This is a genomic window from Sodalinema gerasimenkoae IPPAS B-353 (assembly GCF_009846485.1).
GTDB lineage: Bacteria > Cyanobacteriota > Cyanobacteriia > Cyanobacteriales > Geitlerinemataceae > Sodalinema > Sodalinema gerasimenkoae.
In genome coordinates, this window is sequence record NZ_ML776472.1 from 863,272 (window position 1) to 880,262 (window position 16,991).

Consider the following 16,991-nt stretch of genomic DNA (forward strand, 5'->3'; position numbering starts at 1 on the left):
TAAACCCCTATGACCTCTTCGGTGCGATCGCAGCAACATCCCCTGATTCAACAACTCGCCGATGCCATCGAGTCCACATGGCAAACCCATCTCGACCTTGAACCCTATCAACTTCCCGAGGATTTAGGCTACGTGGAAGGGCGACTGGAGGGGGAAAAACTGGTGATTGAGAATAGCTGTTACCAGTCTCGGGAGTTTCGCAAGATGCACCTAGAACTGGCTAAAGTGGGCAAGAACCTGGACATTCTCCATTGTGTCATGTTTCCCCGCCCCACCTATGCCCTGCCCATGTTTGGCACCGATTTAGTGGGGGGACGGGGACAAATCAGTGCGGCGATCGTCGATTTATCCCCCACAACCGCAGATCTAACCCTCACCTCAGACTACCGTCAGGACTTAGAGGCTTTACCTCCGGTCAACTTTTCTCAAGTGCGTGATTTACCGGAATGGGGCGATATCTTTTCCGACTTTTGCCTCTTCATTCGTCCTTCTGATGAGGGGGAAGAACAGCAATTTCTACAACGAGTAACCGACTATCTGAAAGTTCACTGTCAACGGGCCACCGCCAGTCAACCGGTCAGTGGTGAAGCCCTCGCACAGGTGCGAGCAGGACAGTTGTATTACTGTAACAAACAACGGCAAAATGACAAGACGCGGCGTGTATTAGAGAAAGCCTTTGGGGAGGCTTGGGCCGAACGCTATATGACCTCAGTTCTCTTTGACTTGCCCCCAGAAGCCGCAGCCTAGGGTTTAGCTTAGCTAGAGAGGGTTGCCTGACCAAAAAAATTAAAGTTTTCCGGATGAGTCCTTAGGTGGTTGGGAAGAAGAAGTAGCACAATCACTCAAGAGGCTACTTTTGATGAGCATCTATAAAACTCTTTTCCTCTCTAGCTTGCTATTAATGGGATTCGCTGTCAACGTCCAAGCTGAACGCGTATCCTCCAATTCCAACTACGAAACCCTAAGTCAAGTGTTCTCGACCGATGGCAGTAATGCGGATACCGTTCCCCACCGTGGTAGCGGTCGCTAAAACACAATCCTCCGAGAGGGCTAGGTCGTTAATAGGTATAGGTATCCGTATTAAAGCATCGTTGCTTTAATGCGGATGTTTTTTTGGTAAAGATACTCCCTAACGTGAAATTGGTGAAATTTACCAGGAACCATTCCCGATCGCCCGTCTCCTCCGCTACAGTACAAAGAGATTGTTTTAATATCCTCCGATACCATCTCTATGACTGCAACAGCGGCTTCTTCCCCCTCCCAGGCGCGATCGCCCCAAACCTATGATGCCATTATCATCGGCTCGGGCATGGGGGGCCTCGTCACCGCCAGCCAACTGGCTAGCAAAGGGGCAAAGGTTCTCGTTCTCGAACGCTATCTGATCCCCGGCGGCAGTGCCGGCTACTTTGAACGCTCAGGCTATCGCTTTGACGTAGGGGCCTCGATGATTTTTGGCTTTGGAGACGAGGGAACCACGAACCTACTAACCCGGGCCCTAGAGGCGGTGAACATGAGCCTGGAAACCGTCGCCGATCCCGTGCAAATCCACTATCACCTTCCCAACCAATTAGAACTGAAAGTTCATCGCCACTACGAAGGCTTTATCAGTGAACTCACCGCCAAATTTCCCCACGAACGCCAGGGAATTCGTCGCTTTTACGATGAATGTTGGAAAATCTTCAACTGTCTTAACAGCATGGAGTTGCTGTCCCTAGAAGAACCCCGCTACCTCATGCGGGTCTTTTTCCAACATCCCCTAGCCTGTTTAGGATTGGTCAAATACTTACCCCAAAATGTCGGCGATATTGCCCGTCGCCATATCCAAGACCCAGAACTTCTGAAATTTATTGATATTGAATGCTACTGCTGGTCCGTGGTTCCGGCGGATCTTACCCCAGCAATTAATGGGGGCATGGTCTTTAGCGATCGCCATTATGGCGGCATCAACTACCCCAAAGGCGGCGTGGGAGCCATCGCCGAGGCCCTCGTCGAGGGCATCGAAAAAGCGGGGGGAGAAATCCGCTACAAGGCCCGCGTCACGAAAATCATCACCGAGGGCCGGCGGGCCGTCGGAGTGAAACTGGCCTCTGGAGACAGCCTCTATGGCCGTCGTATCGTCTCCAACGCCACCCGCTGGGATACCTTCGAGAACCTGCTTCCTCCCGAGAAGATGCCCCCCCAAGAACGTCGCTGGCAGAAGCGATATCGCAAATCCCCCGGCTTCTTGAGTCTACATATGGGGGTCGCCGCTGACGTCCTGCCTCCCAACACTGAATGCCATCATATTATCCTAGAGGACTGGCAACAGATGGAGGCGGCCCAGGGAACCCTATTTGTCTCCATTCCCACCCTCTTAGACCCCAGTCTGGCTCCCGAGGGCTATCATATTATCCATGCCTTCACCCCCGACTGGCTGGAGTCTTGGCAACATCTGCCCCCAGATGAGTATGAACAGCGTAAGGAGGCCGCCGCCTGGGAGGTGGTCGATCGCCTCGAAGCCTTTTTCCCCGGTTTAGATTCTGGATTGGACTATCTAGAAGTGGGAACCCCGCGCACCCATCGCCGCTTCCTAGGACGAGATGAAGGTACCTATGGCCCCATTCCCCGCCATAAACTCCCCGGCTTACTGACCATGCCCTTCAATCGTACTGCCGTCCCCGGCTTGTATTGTGTCGGTGATAGCACCTTTCCCGGTCAGGGCCTAAATGCAGTCGCCTTTTCCGGCTTTGCCTGTGCCCATCGCATTGCTGTCGATTTAGGTCTTTAGAGAGAGATTTAACTCTATCGAAAGGTGGGGGCGATCGCCCTGGAAATTTGCCAGAATGACAAGGTCTCTCGGGTCAAGCTTCCAGGGAGATCACAGCAAAAGGGAGTCAACTCAGATCCAAAACTGGATACCGTTGCGTTTATTTTCCCTTACCCTTAACTAAACCTTGGAGGAGAAACATTTTTATGAAGACTTTTAAGCGATTGACCGGTGCTGGATTGGGTTTGACCGCAGCCCTGGCGTTAGGACTCGGGGCTTGTAGTGCCCCAGAAGACCCCGACTCCCCCATGGCTGATGGCGGCGGGATGCCGGAAGAACCCCAGGGAATGGAACCCGAAGACCCCATGGCCCCCCAACCTGGCATGGATGCTCCTGGACAGCCGAATCAGGGGATGGATGAGCCTGGAATGCCTGGCGAGTCTATGGACGGTCAGATGCACGACCATGGAATGCACATGACGGCCATGTATCTCGGCCCGGCTGATGAGGAGTTTGAACTGCGCTTCCTCGATGCCATGATCCTCCATCATGAGGGTGCCGTTGAGATGGCCGAAGATGCCCTAGATAAGTCGGAACGGGAAGAAATTCGCCAACTCTCCCAGGAAATTATTGACGCTCAAGAAGACGAGATTACCCAGATGGAAGACTGGCGCGGTGACTGGTATGCTGAGGCCCCGGAAGAGCGCCAGATGTATGATGCTCAGATGTCTCAGACGGTAGAGATGAGCGACAGCATGAAATCTGCCATGAAAATGGATATGGATCTCGGTGAAGCCGATGACGATTTTGATTTGCGCTATATCAATGCCATGATTGCCCATCATGAAGGGGCATTAGATATGGCCCGTCAGGTGTTGGACAATAGCGATCGCCCGGAACTGCAAGAGTTTGCCGAAATGGTCATCGAGACGCAAACCGCTGAAATCCAAGAAATGCTGGCCCTGCGGGATAGCTGGTATCTCGACAGCTAACGCCATATTGCTCTAGCCAAGACAATACATCCAGCCGTCGCGACTACAGAGATAGACGAGGCCATCCCAGACAACTGGGGTGGCCTCAAACGATCCTCCCAGGTTGAAGCTAGAGATTTTCTCGACGCTGATGCGATAGAACTGTCCCTGGCCCCCATCTAGGGCCAGGGGATCGTCAGGGGAGGCGATGTCATAGTTGAGTTGAAACAGATGGACACCGTTATAGCCGGCGGAGATGAGACGATTGCCATCGGTGAAGATGGGGGTGGAGATGGAGGCGCCAATACGGTCTTTGAAGATGATAATGGGGGTGTCGTACTGGTGTTGTTGGAAGGGGCCGGGAACCTTTTCCCCTGTGACTTGGGTTTGACTGCCGATGTAGAGATGACCGTCGATGGCGTTGGTGGCAAACAGAGGCGGGGTGTTGGGGGCGCGATATTGGTCATTGAGGGCCACGGAACCGGTGATTCCTCCCTCCCATTCGGCAAAACGGACATTTCCGGTGGGGAGAAACCAGTCCACGCAGTCGGGATCGGGTTTACTGGGGTCGAGTTTGTAGGCGCCTCCCTGGCCGGGGATACGTTCGCGATCGACGGTACTGAAGAGTTTACCGTCTTGGGCGATGCTGATGCTTCCGTTGAGGTCTCCCCCAGCGCGAAATCGCCAGACAATCTCCTGACTGGGAATGTCAATCCCGTAAATGCGTCCCCCGCCTGAGGCTAAGTAGAGGCGATCGCCCGAGCGGGCGGGGGAGGATTCGGCGACGAGGTTACCCTGGTACAGGGGGACATCTTCGGCTTCGTAGAGTTGCAGTTCTTTATAAACTTCGGGGACAAAAAATCCTTGCTCGGGACGACGTTGCTCAACGCGACTGTTGATAAAATAGCCGATGGAGTTCTCCCCGGCGTTGAAGAGGGTATGGTTGCCTAAATAGAGCGGAGAACTATCATTGTCTCGGCTATAACTATCGGTTCTACGGATATTCATGCGCCAGAGTTCTTGACCGGTTCGGAAGGAAACAGCACGAAAACTGGGGACAAACGCAGAGGCTAGGGATTTATTATTGCCTAGACGACTTCCTTGTAGTACGACGACTTGATTCTCCTCGCTGGCGGTTTCATCAATGTAGATGGTGGCGGTTCCTTTGAGGATATCGTCAAATCGATAGGTCCAAACCACCTCTTGGGTGTCTAGATCGATTTTTCGCAGTTGGTGGTCGTAAGCCCCAATGACCAAATAGAGACGGCCGCGATCGCGCACCAGGGTCGGTTGTCCGGTCCAGCCGGCCCCACTCCAGGTGTAGGGGACGCCACCCACAATGCTAATGCCACTACCAAGGTAAAATCGATGTTGGACATTCAAGGCCTCGGGGGTTCCCTGACCATAGTAGCGGCGTTGGTCGTTGCCAAGATAGGTGGGAACGAGGAGTTGGGTTTCAGCGACATCCAATTTGGGGGATGCGTTAAGAATCTCGGTGACCTGACGGGTTATGGTGTCAGAGAGGGAGGTGGGGGTGACGAGGGGTGGTGTTTGGCTATCTTGAGATGACCGGAGTCGGCCAGGAAGCCAGGCGGCGAGTCCTAGGGACAGGGTGTATCGTGTGAGTTGTCGTCGGGTTAGGGCCATCCGTTACGGTCAGGGATCAGGGACAGGGGGGTGGGTTGTACCACTCGGGGGCGATCGCCTCAATTGCCAAGGGCGATCGCAACCGTTAAGATCAGGTTACCAATTTCCAATTATCAGGGCGATCTGCCATTTACCTAAACTTCCCCAACCGTGGGTTTGCCAGAGAGCGAAAAATGTTCAACGCCACTGAAATTTTAATTCAAGCATTTGTCGAGGAGTTACGGGAAGGGTATCATCGCACCTATGGCGGCTATAAACCTGATTATGCTGATATTATCGCTTGGGCCGGTGGCATGGCATTGGAAAATATTGCCAACAGTGATGCCCTTTACCATACTGTAGAACATACCATTGGTGTAGCACTGGTGGGTCAGGAAATTCTCCGAGGAAAACATATCCGTGAGGGAGGAATTAGCTGCGAAGATTGGCTCCATTTTATTCTCTCGCTGGTCTGTAGTGATATTGGCTATGTCAAGGGAGTTTGTCGTCAGGATAACCTAGAAAAGCATTGTTTTGATTCTGGCAAGGGCGAGCTAATTCAACTCGGTTGTGGTGCCACGGATGCCAGTTTAGCCCCCTATCATGTCGATCGCAGTCAACGCTTTGTAGAGGAACGATTCCACGGCCATAAGCTGATTGAAGCCCGAGAAATTAAGGACAATATTGAGTTAACTCGTACCCTATCGTCGGAGAGTCCTGGCTATGAGGATACCTCTGGCTTTCCCGGCTTAACTCGTGCGGCAGATCTGATTGGCCAGTTAAGTGATCCCCGTTATCTCAATAAGTTAGGTGCTCTTTACTATGAGTATGAGGAGGCAAACTATAACCAAAAGTTGGGCTATCGTCATGCAGGGGATTTACGTCAAAGCCATTCTCAACAGTATTGGTCGTTGATTTATCCAGCGATTGAACCGGCATTGGAGTATTTAGGCTTGACGCAAGAAGGCAAGCAAATTGTTGCCAATGTCTATGCTAATGTGTTTGTCGTAGAACATGATAATACACGTACGACGATTTCCACGGATTTGGAACAATCTTAAGTCTAGAACTCAGGAACAGGAAGAAGCAGAAACATCGGTAGTTACGATGTTGAGGCGATTTAAATACTGTTCTAATTGATGCAAGTGTCCTCGGTCGAGTCGATAATACATCCAGCGTCCTTCTTGTCGCGGCTGCACCAAATGAGCGTCTTTGAGAACCTTGAGATGAAAGGAGAGTTTTGATTGGGGGGTGTCGAGGCGATCGCATAAATCACAGACGCAAAGTTCGCGATCGCACAAATGTTCGATAATTTGTAAGCGCAAGGGATCACTTAAAGCCCGAAATCCCAGGATGAGTGGGTCGGGAGGCTGTTCACTGGACGATTTCATGGCGTTGAATTAGGGCAATGACTCTGACTCGATTCTACTCAATTTTCTCAAATTCTTCTAATTTTTTCTTGACAACTTGACAACTTCCCCTGTATTATAAGCACGATGGAAAAGGTGCGCCCAAAAAAAGACCTCTAGGACATCCCCTCATCTCGTCAGCACCCCCGGCTGAAGCACGGGGGCTTCGTGCCCCCCGCTTTCAGGTAGCTGACCAGCTTAAGCCTTAACTGGCTACGTTCAGAGCAAGCGTTAAAGTTCCTACCCGGGAATGCGTGCTAGTTCCCGGCTCTAGAACCAAATCGTTAAACAGTTTTAAGGGGTTAAGACAGTGCGATTGGGAAAGTACCGACTCTGAACATTAGCGAAGCAAACGTTACGAGCAATCAGAAGAGACGCAACAATGTCTAACCATGTTTTCGTTTTAGATACCAACCGCAAGCCCCTGACACCCTGCAAGCCAGGGGTAGCACGATCACTGCTCAACGCGGGGAAAGCCTCGGTATTTCGACGCTACCCATTCACCATTATTCTCAACAAGGAGGTTGATGCGAATCCTGAACCCCTCGAACTCAAATTAGACCCAGGCTCTAACGTCACTGGAATTGCCCTGAAGCAAGGGCATCGAATCATCTTTGCTGCCGAGTTGCAGCACCGAGGACAGCAGATTAAGGAAGCACTGCTGTCTCGTCGTCAACTCCGACGTTCTCGACGAAACCGCAAGACCCGATATCGACCAGCTCGGTTCTTGAATCGGACTCGTCCCGAAGGTTGGTTAGCTCCCAGCTTGCAGCATCGAGTAGATACTCTAATGACCTGGGTTAACCGATTCCGTAGACTTGCCCCAGTTGGCCAGATTACTCAAGAGCTAGTACGGTTCGACCTGCAATTGATGGAAAACCCTGAGATCTCAGGTGTTGAGTATCAGCAGGGAGCCTTACAAGGCTACGAAGTCAGGGAATACCTGTTGGAGAAGTGGGGCAGAACCTGTGCTTACTGTGGTGCTAAACATGTACCCCTTGAAGTTGAGCATATCCAGCCTCGGTCTAAGGGTGGCTCTGACCGGGTGTCTAACCTGACGATGGCTTGCCGCTCATGCAATCAAGCCAAAGGCCATGGGGACATTCGGGATTTTTTATCGGGCCAGCCTGATGTCCTGAGTCGTCTTCTGGGGCAGGCAAAATCACCCCTTAACGATGCGGCTGCCGTCAACTCGACTCGATGGGCCTTGTTCAAGGCTCTCAAAGCCACAGGACTCCCAGTCACTACAGGAACTGGCGGACAAACGAAGTTCAATCGACTGAGGCTCAACCTACCTAAAGCTCACTGGCTTGATGCTGCCTGTGTTGGACCCGTCGAATCACTCGAAGTTCTGACGTCAAAACCGTTGCTGATTTTAGCAAAGGGGCATGGAACCCGTCAGATGTGCGGGACGAATAAGTACGGATTCCCTACTCGTCACCGCTCCAGGAGGCAAATTCACAAAGGCTTTCAGACTGGCGACATTGTGACGGCTACGGTCACAGCGGGGAAGAAAATTGGCTCCTATGTGGGACGGGTTCTCTGCCGTGCGTCTGGTAGTTTTGATATTACCACCGCTTCTCGAAGGGTGGCAGGCATCAGCCACAAATACTGCAAACCCATTCACAGGAAGGATGGTTACGCCTATGCTTGAAAGATTGACGGGGACTAAAGTCCCCCTGTCGCTTTTCCTCCCCGGTCTAAAGACACGGGGCTTCCACGCTCTCAAGAGGTTTACGTGAGTCCCCCTGTCGCTTTTCCTCCCCGGTCTAAAGACACGGGGCTTCCACGCTCTCAAGAGGTTTACGTGAGTTTCTCCTCTGAGCCGAACTCCCCTCAGACATCCCCTCATCCTCTCGTGACGGTGTGCATTCCCACCTACAACGGGGAGCAATTTTTAGGGGAGGCTTTAGAGAGTGTGGGTGAGCAAACCTATCCCAACCTAGAAATTCTCCTATCCGACGATGGGTCTGAGGATGCCACCCTAGAGATTCTACAGGACTTTAGCGCCAACTCCCCTCATCCCTGTCGCCTCTACCGTCATTCCCATCAGGGGATGGTGCAAAATTGGAATTTTTGCCTTCAGGAAGCCAGGGGAGTTTATCTCAAATTCCTGTTTCAAGATGATCGCCTCGACCCCGATTGTATTCGCCAACTGGTCAACCTGGCCGAAACCGATGCTGATTTGGGATTAGTGTTTTGCGTCCGTCGGCTGGAGAGATTCCCTCAGGCCCAGGACATTCCCATCTTGCAGATTCTCTGGAGACATTGTCAGGAGATTCATCGTGGCTGGAGTCGCTTGCAATCTCGCCAAGCGGGGGTAAGTCTGTTGGCCGATTGCCAATTATGGGAGTTTCCCCTCAACAAAATTGGGGAACCCACCGCTGTTCTGTTGCGGAAATCGGCGTTGGAGGCCGTGGGAGGGTTTGACGAAGACTTATGTCAGTTAGTGGATGTGGAGTTGTGGTGGCGACTGTTGGCCCGCTTCTCGGTGGGGTTTGTGGACCAACCGCTGGCGGTGTTTCGTCTCCATCCGGGGCAACAAACGGTGACGAATGCCCGCAAGGGAGCGTTTGATGAGCGGCAGTTGTGTCTCAAAGTTGCCCAAAATCCCATCTTTTCTGAATCCATGAGACGGCAAGGGATGCTGTTTTGGCTACAAGGAGAGGATTGGTGTTGCCGAGATTGGTCTTTGGGAGTACCAGCGGTTCCCAAATGGTTTTGGCCCGATTGGTTGCAGCATCTGTTCTCCCATCTGCCTCAATGGCAGCGTCGCGGTGAGGCGATGTGCTATGTTCAGGGACTTTCAGCCTTGTCGGAGTATCTCTTAACTCAACTTGGCTACTCTCCCCAAGACTGGCTGGAGGTTTTAACCACCTATTCGCTTCAGGTCAGTCTTTGGCCCGCCTATTATATAGATGTCTCCTTGGACGAACTCTTGGGTCAACGGCGGCAACTCCTACAAATCTTTCTCAAATATCAGGGGTATGACCTGGATTGGCAGTTTTCGGGGCAAACGTCGGGAAAAACGGGAGTCTACTGTCCGAGTTGGCCCCTGGAGGGAATGGGAGAGTTGCCATCTCGGGAGATAACCATGTATTCACCGCAACCCCAGCCGCCATCCTGGGTTGGCGGGGATTGGATTCAGTTACCGGGAGATTTGCGGGGACAGGTTCAACAACTGCGAGAGGCGAATTTGGCAGAGTTGCTGTTGTGGGGAGATTCACTCAGGGAGATTAGCGCGATCGCCTTCCTGGAACTGCACCAACTCGCCCGAGTTCAGCGGCGCGTCTTGCCCTTCCCTGTCGCGGAATACCAGTTAGATGAGGGTTTTGGGCCTGGGGCGGCCAAATCTAGCACTCACCATAGCACGGTTGCTCAGTTAAGGCAAGGCCGCGATGAAACTTATTTAGACGTGAAGCAACGACTGGATTTAGGCTCAACGAGGGTCATTTTTTTTAGCGATGTTTCCCCGGAGAGTCTAACGGTTGAATTGCGAGACTGTTGGGCAAGAATTATTGAAGCGGTTGCCGATTCCTGTTTACTGCTGTTGTTGGCAAATAAGGATGAACAGTCCTATATAGGAGGGTCAAGCCGCGATCGCCTCCGAGAAACCTGGACCCAGTTTAACCTATCTCGGCAACAGTTGATTGTCGTCGATCGCCCCGATTGGCAGCAGCAGCCTCTTTGGTGGGATGTGGGAGATATCTATTTAGATAGTTTCCCCGTCAATTCCCCGCAAACCGTCCAGATGGCCTTAAGAAAAAATCAGGTTCCTGTCTTGTATTTCGGTAAAACTCGGCGATCGCAAACCAGCGTTAACGCCTTTTCCGGGACAATTCCCCCAGAGGCCATCGCCCAACAAGAGTCGGACTATATCAACCTAGCCCAAAAACTGGGAACTGATATGCCCTTCCGTCAAGAGATTTTAAGAAAACTTAAACTGGCTCAAGATATCAAAAACCTATCTTAAATCCCTTGTGCTAGAATCTGCCCTAACGCTCCTCACCTCTGGGTTTAACCATGTCCCCAAAAATTTCCCTCATCCTCAATAGTTACAATCCCTGTCACTATCTCCAACCGGCCATCGAGAGTGTTCTGCAACAAACCTACCCCGATTTTGAACTCTTAATTTGGGACGATGGTTCCAGCGACGACTCTCTCGACATCGCGCGATCGCAAGCCGCCCAAGATGAGCGAGTGCGGGTCATTGCCGCCCCCCACCAAGGCCGTGGAGAAGCCCTCAAAGCAGCAATTTCTGCCACCACCGGGGACTATCTCGGCTGGATTGATCGAGACGACATCTTACTCCCCAACGCCCTCGAACGCACCGCCGCCATCCTCAATGAGAACCCCCAAGTGGGGATGGTCTACAGCGACTATCTCGACATCGACAGTCAAGGAAACTCCCTCGGCTTAGGCTATCGCTGTCGTATTCCCTACAGTCGCGATCGCCTCCTAACCGACTTTATCACCTTTCACTTCCGCCTCATCCGTCGAGACATTTACAACCAAGCCGGTGGAATCGATCCCGCTTTTGAATACGCCGAAGACTACGATCTCTGTTTACGCATCTCGGAACTCACCGACATCTATCATCTTCCCGAACCCCTCTATCACTACCGCCACCATAGCGACAACGCCTCCCGGTCCCAAGCCAGTTTACAACAGGCGCGATCGCAATGTGCCATCAACAACGCCCTCCGTCGTCGGGGTTTGCAAGATACCCTACAACTGCAAGTCCAAGACAGGCGATTTATCCTCAAACCTCGGCCCACCGCCTCCCGCAGCCGTGTCGCCGCCGTACTCGCTTCCCTCTCCCTTCCCCTCATTCCCCTCAACGCCACCGCCACCGCCACCCCCACCCCCAGCGAATCCGGAAAAGCCATCATCGAAACCGCCAGTCAGGGGGTTTCCCAAGCCAAACCCCCCAGCATCACATCCGCCAACCTCCAAGACAACATCCAGCCGCAACAGATAGAACCCAACTGGGAACTCTTGAAACAAGACAATCCCCCCATCCCTCCCATTCGGGCCAACGAACAAGTCGGAGACGGCTATGGCTATCAACCCCCCGCCGCCGGTTATGGCTATCAAGAACAGACTACGCCTCCCACGCCTCCTCCCCTTCGTCCACTTATCCGGCCCCGTTCCCAGGAGAGTCGTCCTCAACTCAGTCAAGACGGTAATATTAGCTTTGAGACTCCCCGTGATGAGTTAAATTCTTAGCATCCGAGTCTATTGGTTGAGCGTTCAAAGTTAACCCCGGTTTTTATCAAGGTTTAGTGTTCCATGGTTCCCTTAAAGGATGAGAATCCCATTCAAATCACCCCCATCGTCACCTATGTCTTAATTGCCGCCAACATTGTTATTTTCATCTACCAACTCAGCCTTGGTACGCCCGAACTTCAGGCATTTTTACAAGACTTTGCCTTTATTCCCGGTCAACTGTCCGAGAGTTTGCAGGGGGGTTCCACGGGAGATATGATTCCCGAACCCCTAACGTTGGTCACCTCCCAGTTTCTCCATGGGAGCATTCCCCACGTTATTTTCAATATGCTCTATCTCTGGATTTTCGGGAATAACATCGAAGAGGAGATGGGTCATACTCGCTATTTGACCTTCTATCTTCTCTGTGGTGTCTTAGCAGCCTTAACGCAATATATCTTCGACACCAGTTCCATGATTCCCACCCTAGGGGCGAGTGGGGCCATCGCCGGCGTCATGGGGGCCTATATTTTCCGTTTCCCCGACGCCAAAGTCTTAACCCTAATTCCCCTAGGATTTTTCTGGTTCACCGTCCGGATTCCCGCGATTTTCTTCCTCGGATTTTGGTTTTTACAACAAGCCTTTAACAGTGTTCTCACCTTAGACGCACAAGTCAACACCGGCGGGGCTGAAAGTATGGTCGCCTACTGGGCCCACGCCGGAGGCTTCGTCTTCGGGGCCCTACTCGGCCCCCTATTTGGACTCTTCTCCCGCCGCAATTAATAGCCTACTGTTTACTGCCTTCTTCCCCCTACTGCCTACTGCCTACTGCCTTCTAATGAATCAATTTAACTCCTTCGAAGCCTTCTACCCCTACTACCTCGAAGCCCATGAAAACCCAATCTGTCGGCGACTCCATGTCTTGGGAGTCGTCGTTGCCATTGGGGCCATTCTCTACTCTATTATCACCCAAACCTGGTGGACCCTGGCGATCGCCCCCGGCTTCGGCTATCCTTGTGCCTGGCTAAGTCATGGAATCTTCGGTAAAAACGTCCCCGCCACCTTCGGCCACCCTCTCTACAGCTTCAAAGGGGGGATTCTCATGTATCGAGATATGCTAACTGGAAAAGTTCCCTTCTAATATCTTCGTTCAAAACTTTCTCACCAAAGCCCGCAAAAGCCGTTTTCTGTCACCCACAGGCTTTGACTCAATCTGTCACAGACCCTATATATATGGCGCCACACTTTCCCATGGTTCAATAGTATGTCAAGACCAAGACAATGTCAAGGAATTTCTCAACAAAATTGGCCCCAAAAACTATAGCAATCGAAGATTGACTATCCTGAACGAGCAACCCTTTCTGAAGGGGTGGATAACGATCGGACGGTATTGCCCGTTGCCTTCTCTTACCTACTGCCTACTGCCTACTGCCTACTGCCTACTGCCTACTTCTCCCCCATTTTTTGTCCTATTCAGACCAATTTTTGCTATATCACCGCAACCGGTCAGGCGGAGGACAATCCCAACATTGCCAATTCCCCGACGTGGGATGATGAAACCCCAGCCGAAAACTATGGAGAAAATAGCCACAATCCCCCGGAACCGGATAGGTTTGGGTCTGAGGATTAACAGTTAAATTCAACCCACCCCCCGGAGAATAGAGTGGGTCTCCCAGCAGAGGATGACCCACCGCCGCCAAATGAATGCGAATTTGGTGAGGTCGTCCCGTCGAAATTGTCACCTGCAAGAGAACCCCCTCAGACGAACGACTCAACACCGCCACCCGACTTTCCGCCCAACGGCCCTCAGCGGTGGCCCCATAAACCGTTCCTAACGTTGGATGAGGGAGTGTCCCAATCCGTTGATTAATCGTCAGGCGATCGCCATGAGACCAATCCCCCACCCAGGCCCGATAGACTTTCAGCATCTGCTGATGGCGAAGTTGCTGATTCAACTGCGATCGCCCCTGAGGAGACTTGGCCCAGACCATAATCCCCGACGTTCCTCGCCCCAAACGATGAATCGGAGCAATATCGGGATACTCTTGTTGTAACTGAAACAACAGCGTATGTTGCAAAAACCCCGCCCCCGGGAGAACCGGTAGGCCTGACGGCTTCCCCACCAAGAGGATATCCTCATCCTCCCCGAGGCGATCGAACCTCAGAGGAACCTCCGGTTCATCCCACGGAGGACGATGATAGGTAAGATATTGGCCCCGTTGTAGCCGCGTTTCTGGGCGAGTTGGCTTATCATTGAGATAGATTTGGCCTTGGAGGATGCGATCGCGCCACATTTGCCGAGTTGAATGGCGGTAGCGTTGAGCATAATAGTCTAAAACCGTCAGTCCTGGGGGTAGCGAATCCAGGCGATCGGTATAAGTCCAACCCTGATTTAACATTTCACATCACCCCCAAAAATTAGCATTTCCTAACAATAGTCCCCATTTCGCCCCATCTTTCCCCACAAGCCTCCATTCATTGCAACGAGCCACCACTTTTTTTGTAATACTACTAGAGAGACACGCAGAGTCGGCGATACATGGCGAACTTAGAACATCTCTCAATGCTGAGACAGGGAGTTGAAACCTGGAACCAATGGCGGGACATCAACCCTCATCTCATCCCAGACCTTTACGACGCAGACTTACGGAATTATCCCTTACAAGGGGCAAACCTAAGACGAGTCGTCCTCGGCAAAACCTCCCTAAGCTTGGCCCACCTCCAGGGGGCTGACTTATTCCAAGCTGATCTCTACGAAGCGGATCTATTTCGGGCCAACCTACAACAGGTCAACCTACAACAAGCCTATCTCTGTCGGGCCAACCTCTATCGGGCTGACTTACGGGATAGCCAACTGCAACAGGCCCGTCTCGGCCGCAGCGATCTAACCAAAGCCAATCTTCAAGGGGCCAATCTCTCCCATACCAGTTTCACCGAAGCCAACCTCAGCCAAGCCAACTGTCAGGATAGCGATTTCAGTTATGCCTTTCTCAAATCCGTGCGTGTCTATGGAACCAACTTTGACAATGCTAACCTGAACGGAACCTGTCTTCAAGACTTGCATATCGACTCATTGACTGAACTTGAAACCGCCATTTGTAAATACTTTTATCGTGATTACGATACGTGGGATAACAAGTTTTCACACCGCTACCCTACCTCAGATCAGGAATTTTTAAACCCCGGAGACCTGGCCCAGATTCTCCGTCCAACTGAAAAAACACTCAATTTAAATTTCAGTGAACCGATTTGTTTTCACTCCCTCGTTAAAAGCTTAGAACACCTCAACAAAAATCTACCCAAAAGCCATACCAAGTCCTTGGAACAGACGGAACATGGGAGCTTACTCTTCCGAATTTCTGTCACTCACGAGTCCGACATTGAGCCATTAAAACAGGCATTTTGGACTGAGTATAATCGCCTGCGTAAATCCCCAGGTCGGCGATCGCAACCCCATCCGGCTGACATCTTTTCCCTTTTAAAAACCCTGGCAAATCGTTAAGAAAGGCAGCAGGCAGTAGGCAGTAGGCAGTAGGGGGAACCCACCCCTACACTGGTGTCAAGTTAAGGAAATCGTGGAAAAGTCAAGAAAGTGTAAACAACCCGAGACCAAGGGAAAAATGCTTATAGGCTAAGGACTAGCTAGCCAGGACAAAAGATGCCTAAGAAGACCTATCACAAACCGGGAAACCCGGACTTCAGACGACATCGCTCAGTGCCCGGACCAGTGAATCGGACGATTGAGCAGCGCTTGTTCGAGATGTTAAGTCCGGGAACGTTTGCCTCCCTCAAAAGCGTAAGCAACAAAGGACGACGGTTACGAGAGCGAACTCTAACCCTGCCGGTGATGACAGCGATTGTCCTGAGCCTAGTTTACCGGCAAATGACAGGGCTAAGTGAAGTGCTGCGAACCCTAGAACAGGAGGGACTGTTTTGGGTGAAAGCTCAACGCATCAGTAAACAGGCTCTATCCCAAAGATTACAAAGCCTGCCGGCCCATCTGTTTGCCAGTTTGCTCGAGCAGGTCATTGAGCGCTTGAACCAATCCTCAGCGCCCGGGGAAGTCTCGCCATTCTGGAGACCGGTGCGGTCTAAGTTCCCAGCCATTTGGCTAGCTGACGGGTCAACCCTCGAAGCCTTAAAAAAGAAACTGCATCGTCATCGCGGCAAAAAAGCCACCTCCCCCTTGGCCGGCAAGATGATGATGATGGTCGATGCCTTCAACCATCGCCCCCAGGCGGCCTGGTACAGTCCTGAAGCCCAATCCAATGATAAGCTTTGGACTGACTCATTGCTCGAACGTCTGCCAAAGGGCGGTTTAATGGTGTTTGACCTGGGATTCTTTAAGTTTCCTTGGTTTGATGCCTTTAGCGATTCGGGCAAGTTCTTTGTGACTCGCTTGCGGGAGAAAACCGCTTACAAGAATCTCAAGGTACTCGGTCAAAACCGTTACGTTCGTGACGAACTGATAGATTTAGGGCAATACCGCTCTAATCCTTGTCACCATCCCGTGCGTCTGGTGTCCGTCTCTTGGGAGGGAACCATCTACCGCTATTTGACCAATGTCACTGACCCCGAGGTCTTGTCCGCCCGCTACGTTAGCGAGCTTTATCGCCAACGCTGGCGCATTGAGGAGGCCTTTCTCGTGACCAAACGCTTGTTAGGTTTGGCTTACCTCTGGGTCGGTGGCTCCAATGGCATTGAAATCCAGATTTATGCCACCTGGATTTTCTATGCGGTGCTTACCGACGTCTGTTCCCAGGTCTCTGAGGCTTTACATGAACCCATTGACCGCATTTCTCAGGAAATGGTTTTCCGCAGTCTTTACTTTTTCAGTCGCGCCCGGGAACAGGGCCGTGTTGAGGATGATGAACTCATTCCTTTTCTGGTTCAATATGCCCAGTCCTTCGGACTGGTTAAAGCTAGGCGTAAGCGCCAACGAAAGAAAGATGCTATCTCCCGTCAGGTCTGGTCTCACCCCTTAACTTGACACCAGTGCCCACCCCTAGCCCCTCCCAGGAGGGGAGATAT

Annotated in this window: 15 protein-coding genes; 12 read left to right on the forward strand and 3 right to left on the reverse strand. The window is 51.9% G+C overall.

Annotation, left to right across the window (positions count from 1 at the left end; translation table 11 throughout):
• The first annotated feature begins 9 nt into the window (after positions 1–9).
• From L855_RS03825 to L855_RS03840, 4 genes are all read left to right on the forward strand, one after another.
• Positions 10–747, forward strand: coding sequence for a phycocyanobilin:ferredoxin oxidoreductase (locus L855_RS03825; RefSeq protein WP_159784374.1), 738 nt, complete (start codon positions 10–12; stop codon positions 745–747).
• Between the two features lie 112 nt (positions 748–859).
• Positions 860–1,030, forward strand: a complete 171-nt coding sequence (gene patX, locus L855_RS03830; protein WP_159784377.1) for a heterocyst-inhibiting protein PatX — start codon at positions 860–862, stop codon at positions 1,028–1,030.
• A gap of 201 nt (positions 1,031–1,231) precedes the next feature.
• Positions 1,232–2,767: a carotenoid isomerase gene (crtH, locus tag L855_RS03835; RefSeq protein ID WP_192924988.1), complete on the forward strand. Its 1,536-nt coding sequence runs from the start codon at positions 1,232–1,234 to the stop codon at positions 2,765–2,767.
• Between the two features lie 185 nt (positions 2,768–2,952).
• On the forward strand, positions 2,953–3,738 hold the full coding sequence (locus L855_RS03840) for a DUF305 domain-containing protein (RefSeq protein WP_246198714.1): 786 nt from the start codon (positions 2,953–2,955) through the stop codon (positions 3,736–3,738).
• 12 nt (positions 3,739–3,750) lie between these two features.
• Here L855_RS03840 and L855_RS03845 read toward each other — a convergent pair whose 3' ends face one another.
• Positions 3,751–5,364 (reverse strand): PQQ-binding-like beta-propeller repeat protein, encoded by a 1,614-nt coding sequence (locus tag L855_RS03845; RefSeq protein WP_159784380.1) that lies wholly within the window; start codon positions 5,362–5,364, stop codon positions 3,751–3,753.
• Between the two features lie 173 nt (positions 5,365–5,537).
• On the opposite strand from L855_RS03845, the gene L855_RS03850 reads away from it, so the two are divergent.
• Positions 5,538–6,404 (forward strand): Npun_R2479 family HD domain-containing metalloprotein, encoded by an 867-nt coding sequence (locus L855_RS03850; RefSeq protein WP_159784383.1) that lies wholly within the window; start codon positions 5,538–5,540, stop codon positions 6,402–6,404.
• Positions 6,405–6,413: 9 nt separating this feature from the next.
• Here the strand turns inward: L855_RS03850 and L855_RS03855 are convergent, their stop codons facing one another.
• Positions 6,414–6,734 (reverse strand): ArsR/SmtB family transcription factor, encoded by a 321-nt coding sequence (locus tag L855_RS03855; RefSeq protein ID WP_159784386.1) that lies wholly within the window; start codon positions 6,732–6,734, stop codon positions 6,414–6,416.
• 400 nt (positions 6,735–7,134) lie between these two features.
• Between L855_RS03855 and iscB the strand changes: the two genes are divergently transcribed.
• The 5 genes from iscB (at position 7,135) to L855_RS03880 (ending at position 13,101) form a co-directional block, all read left to right on the forward strand.
• Positions 7,135–8,406, forward strand: a complete 1,272-nt coding sequence (iscB, locus tag L855_RS03860; protein WP_159784389.1) for an RNA-guided endonuclease IscB — start codon at positions 7,135–7,137, stop codon at positions 8,404–8,406.
• 204 nt (positions 8,407–8,610) lie between these two features.
• Positions 8,611–10,725 (forward strand): glycosyltransferase, encoded by a 2,115-nt coding sequence (locus L855_RS03865; protein WP_159784392.1) that lies wholly within the window; start codon positions 8,611–8,613, stop codon positions 10,723–10,725.
• 50 nt (positions 10,726–10,775) lie between these two features.
• On the forward strand, positions 10,776–11,981 hold the full coding sequence (locus L855_RS21085) for a glycosyltransferase (protein WP_192924989.1): 1,206 nt from the start codon (positions 10,776–10,778) through the stop codon (positions 11,979–11,981).
• 63 nt (positions 11,982–12,044) lie between these two features.
• A complete protein-coding gene (locus tag L855_RS03875) occupies positions 12,045–12,743 on the forward strand; it encodes a rhomboid family intramembrane serine protease (protein ID WP_159784395.1) in 699 nt (232 codons plus the stop codon).
• Positions 12,744–12,798: 55 nt separating this feature from the next.
• Complete coding sequence (locus tag L855_RS03880; protein ID WP_159784398.1) at positions 12,799–13,101, forward strand: Mpo1-like protein; 303 nt, start codon at positions 12,799–12,801, stop codon at positions 13,099–13,101.
• 352 nt (positions 13,102–13,453) lie between these two features.
• Here the strand turns inward: L855_RS03880 and L855_RS03885 are convergent, their stop codons facing one another.
• Positions 13,454–14,359, reverse strand: coding sequence for a pseudouridine synthase (locus L855_RS03885; RefSeq protein WP_159784401.1), 906 nt, complete (start codon positions 14,357–14,359; stop codon positions 13,454–13,456).
• 140 nt (positions 14,360–14,499) lie between these two features.
• Here L855_RS03885 and L855_RS03890 point away from each other — a divergent pair, with 140 nt between their 5' ends.
• A complete protein-coding gene (locus tag L855_RS03890; protein ID WP_159784404.1) occupies positions 14,500–15,462 on the forward strand; it encodes a pentapeptide repeat-containing protein in 963 nt (320 codons plus the stop codon).
• Between the two features lie 156 nt (positions 15,463–15,618).
• Entirely contained in the window at positions 15,619–16,950 is a 1,332-nt protein-coding gene (locus tag L855_RS03895; RefSeq protein WP_159784407.1) for an IS4 family transposase, read from the forward strand.
• The last annotated feature ends 41 nt before the right edge of the window (positions 16,951–16,991 follow it).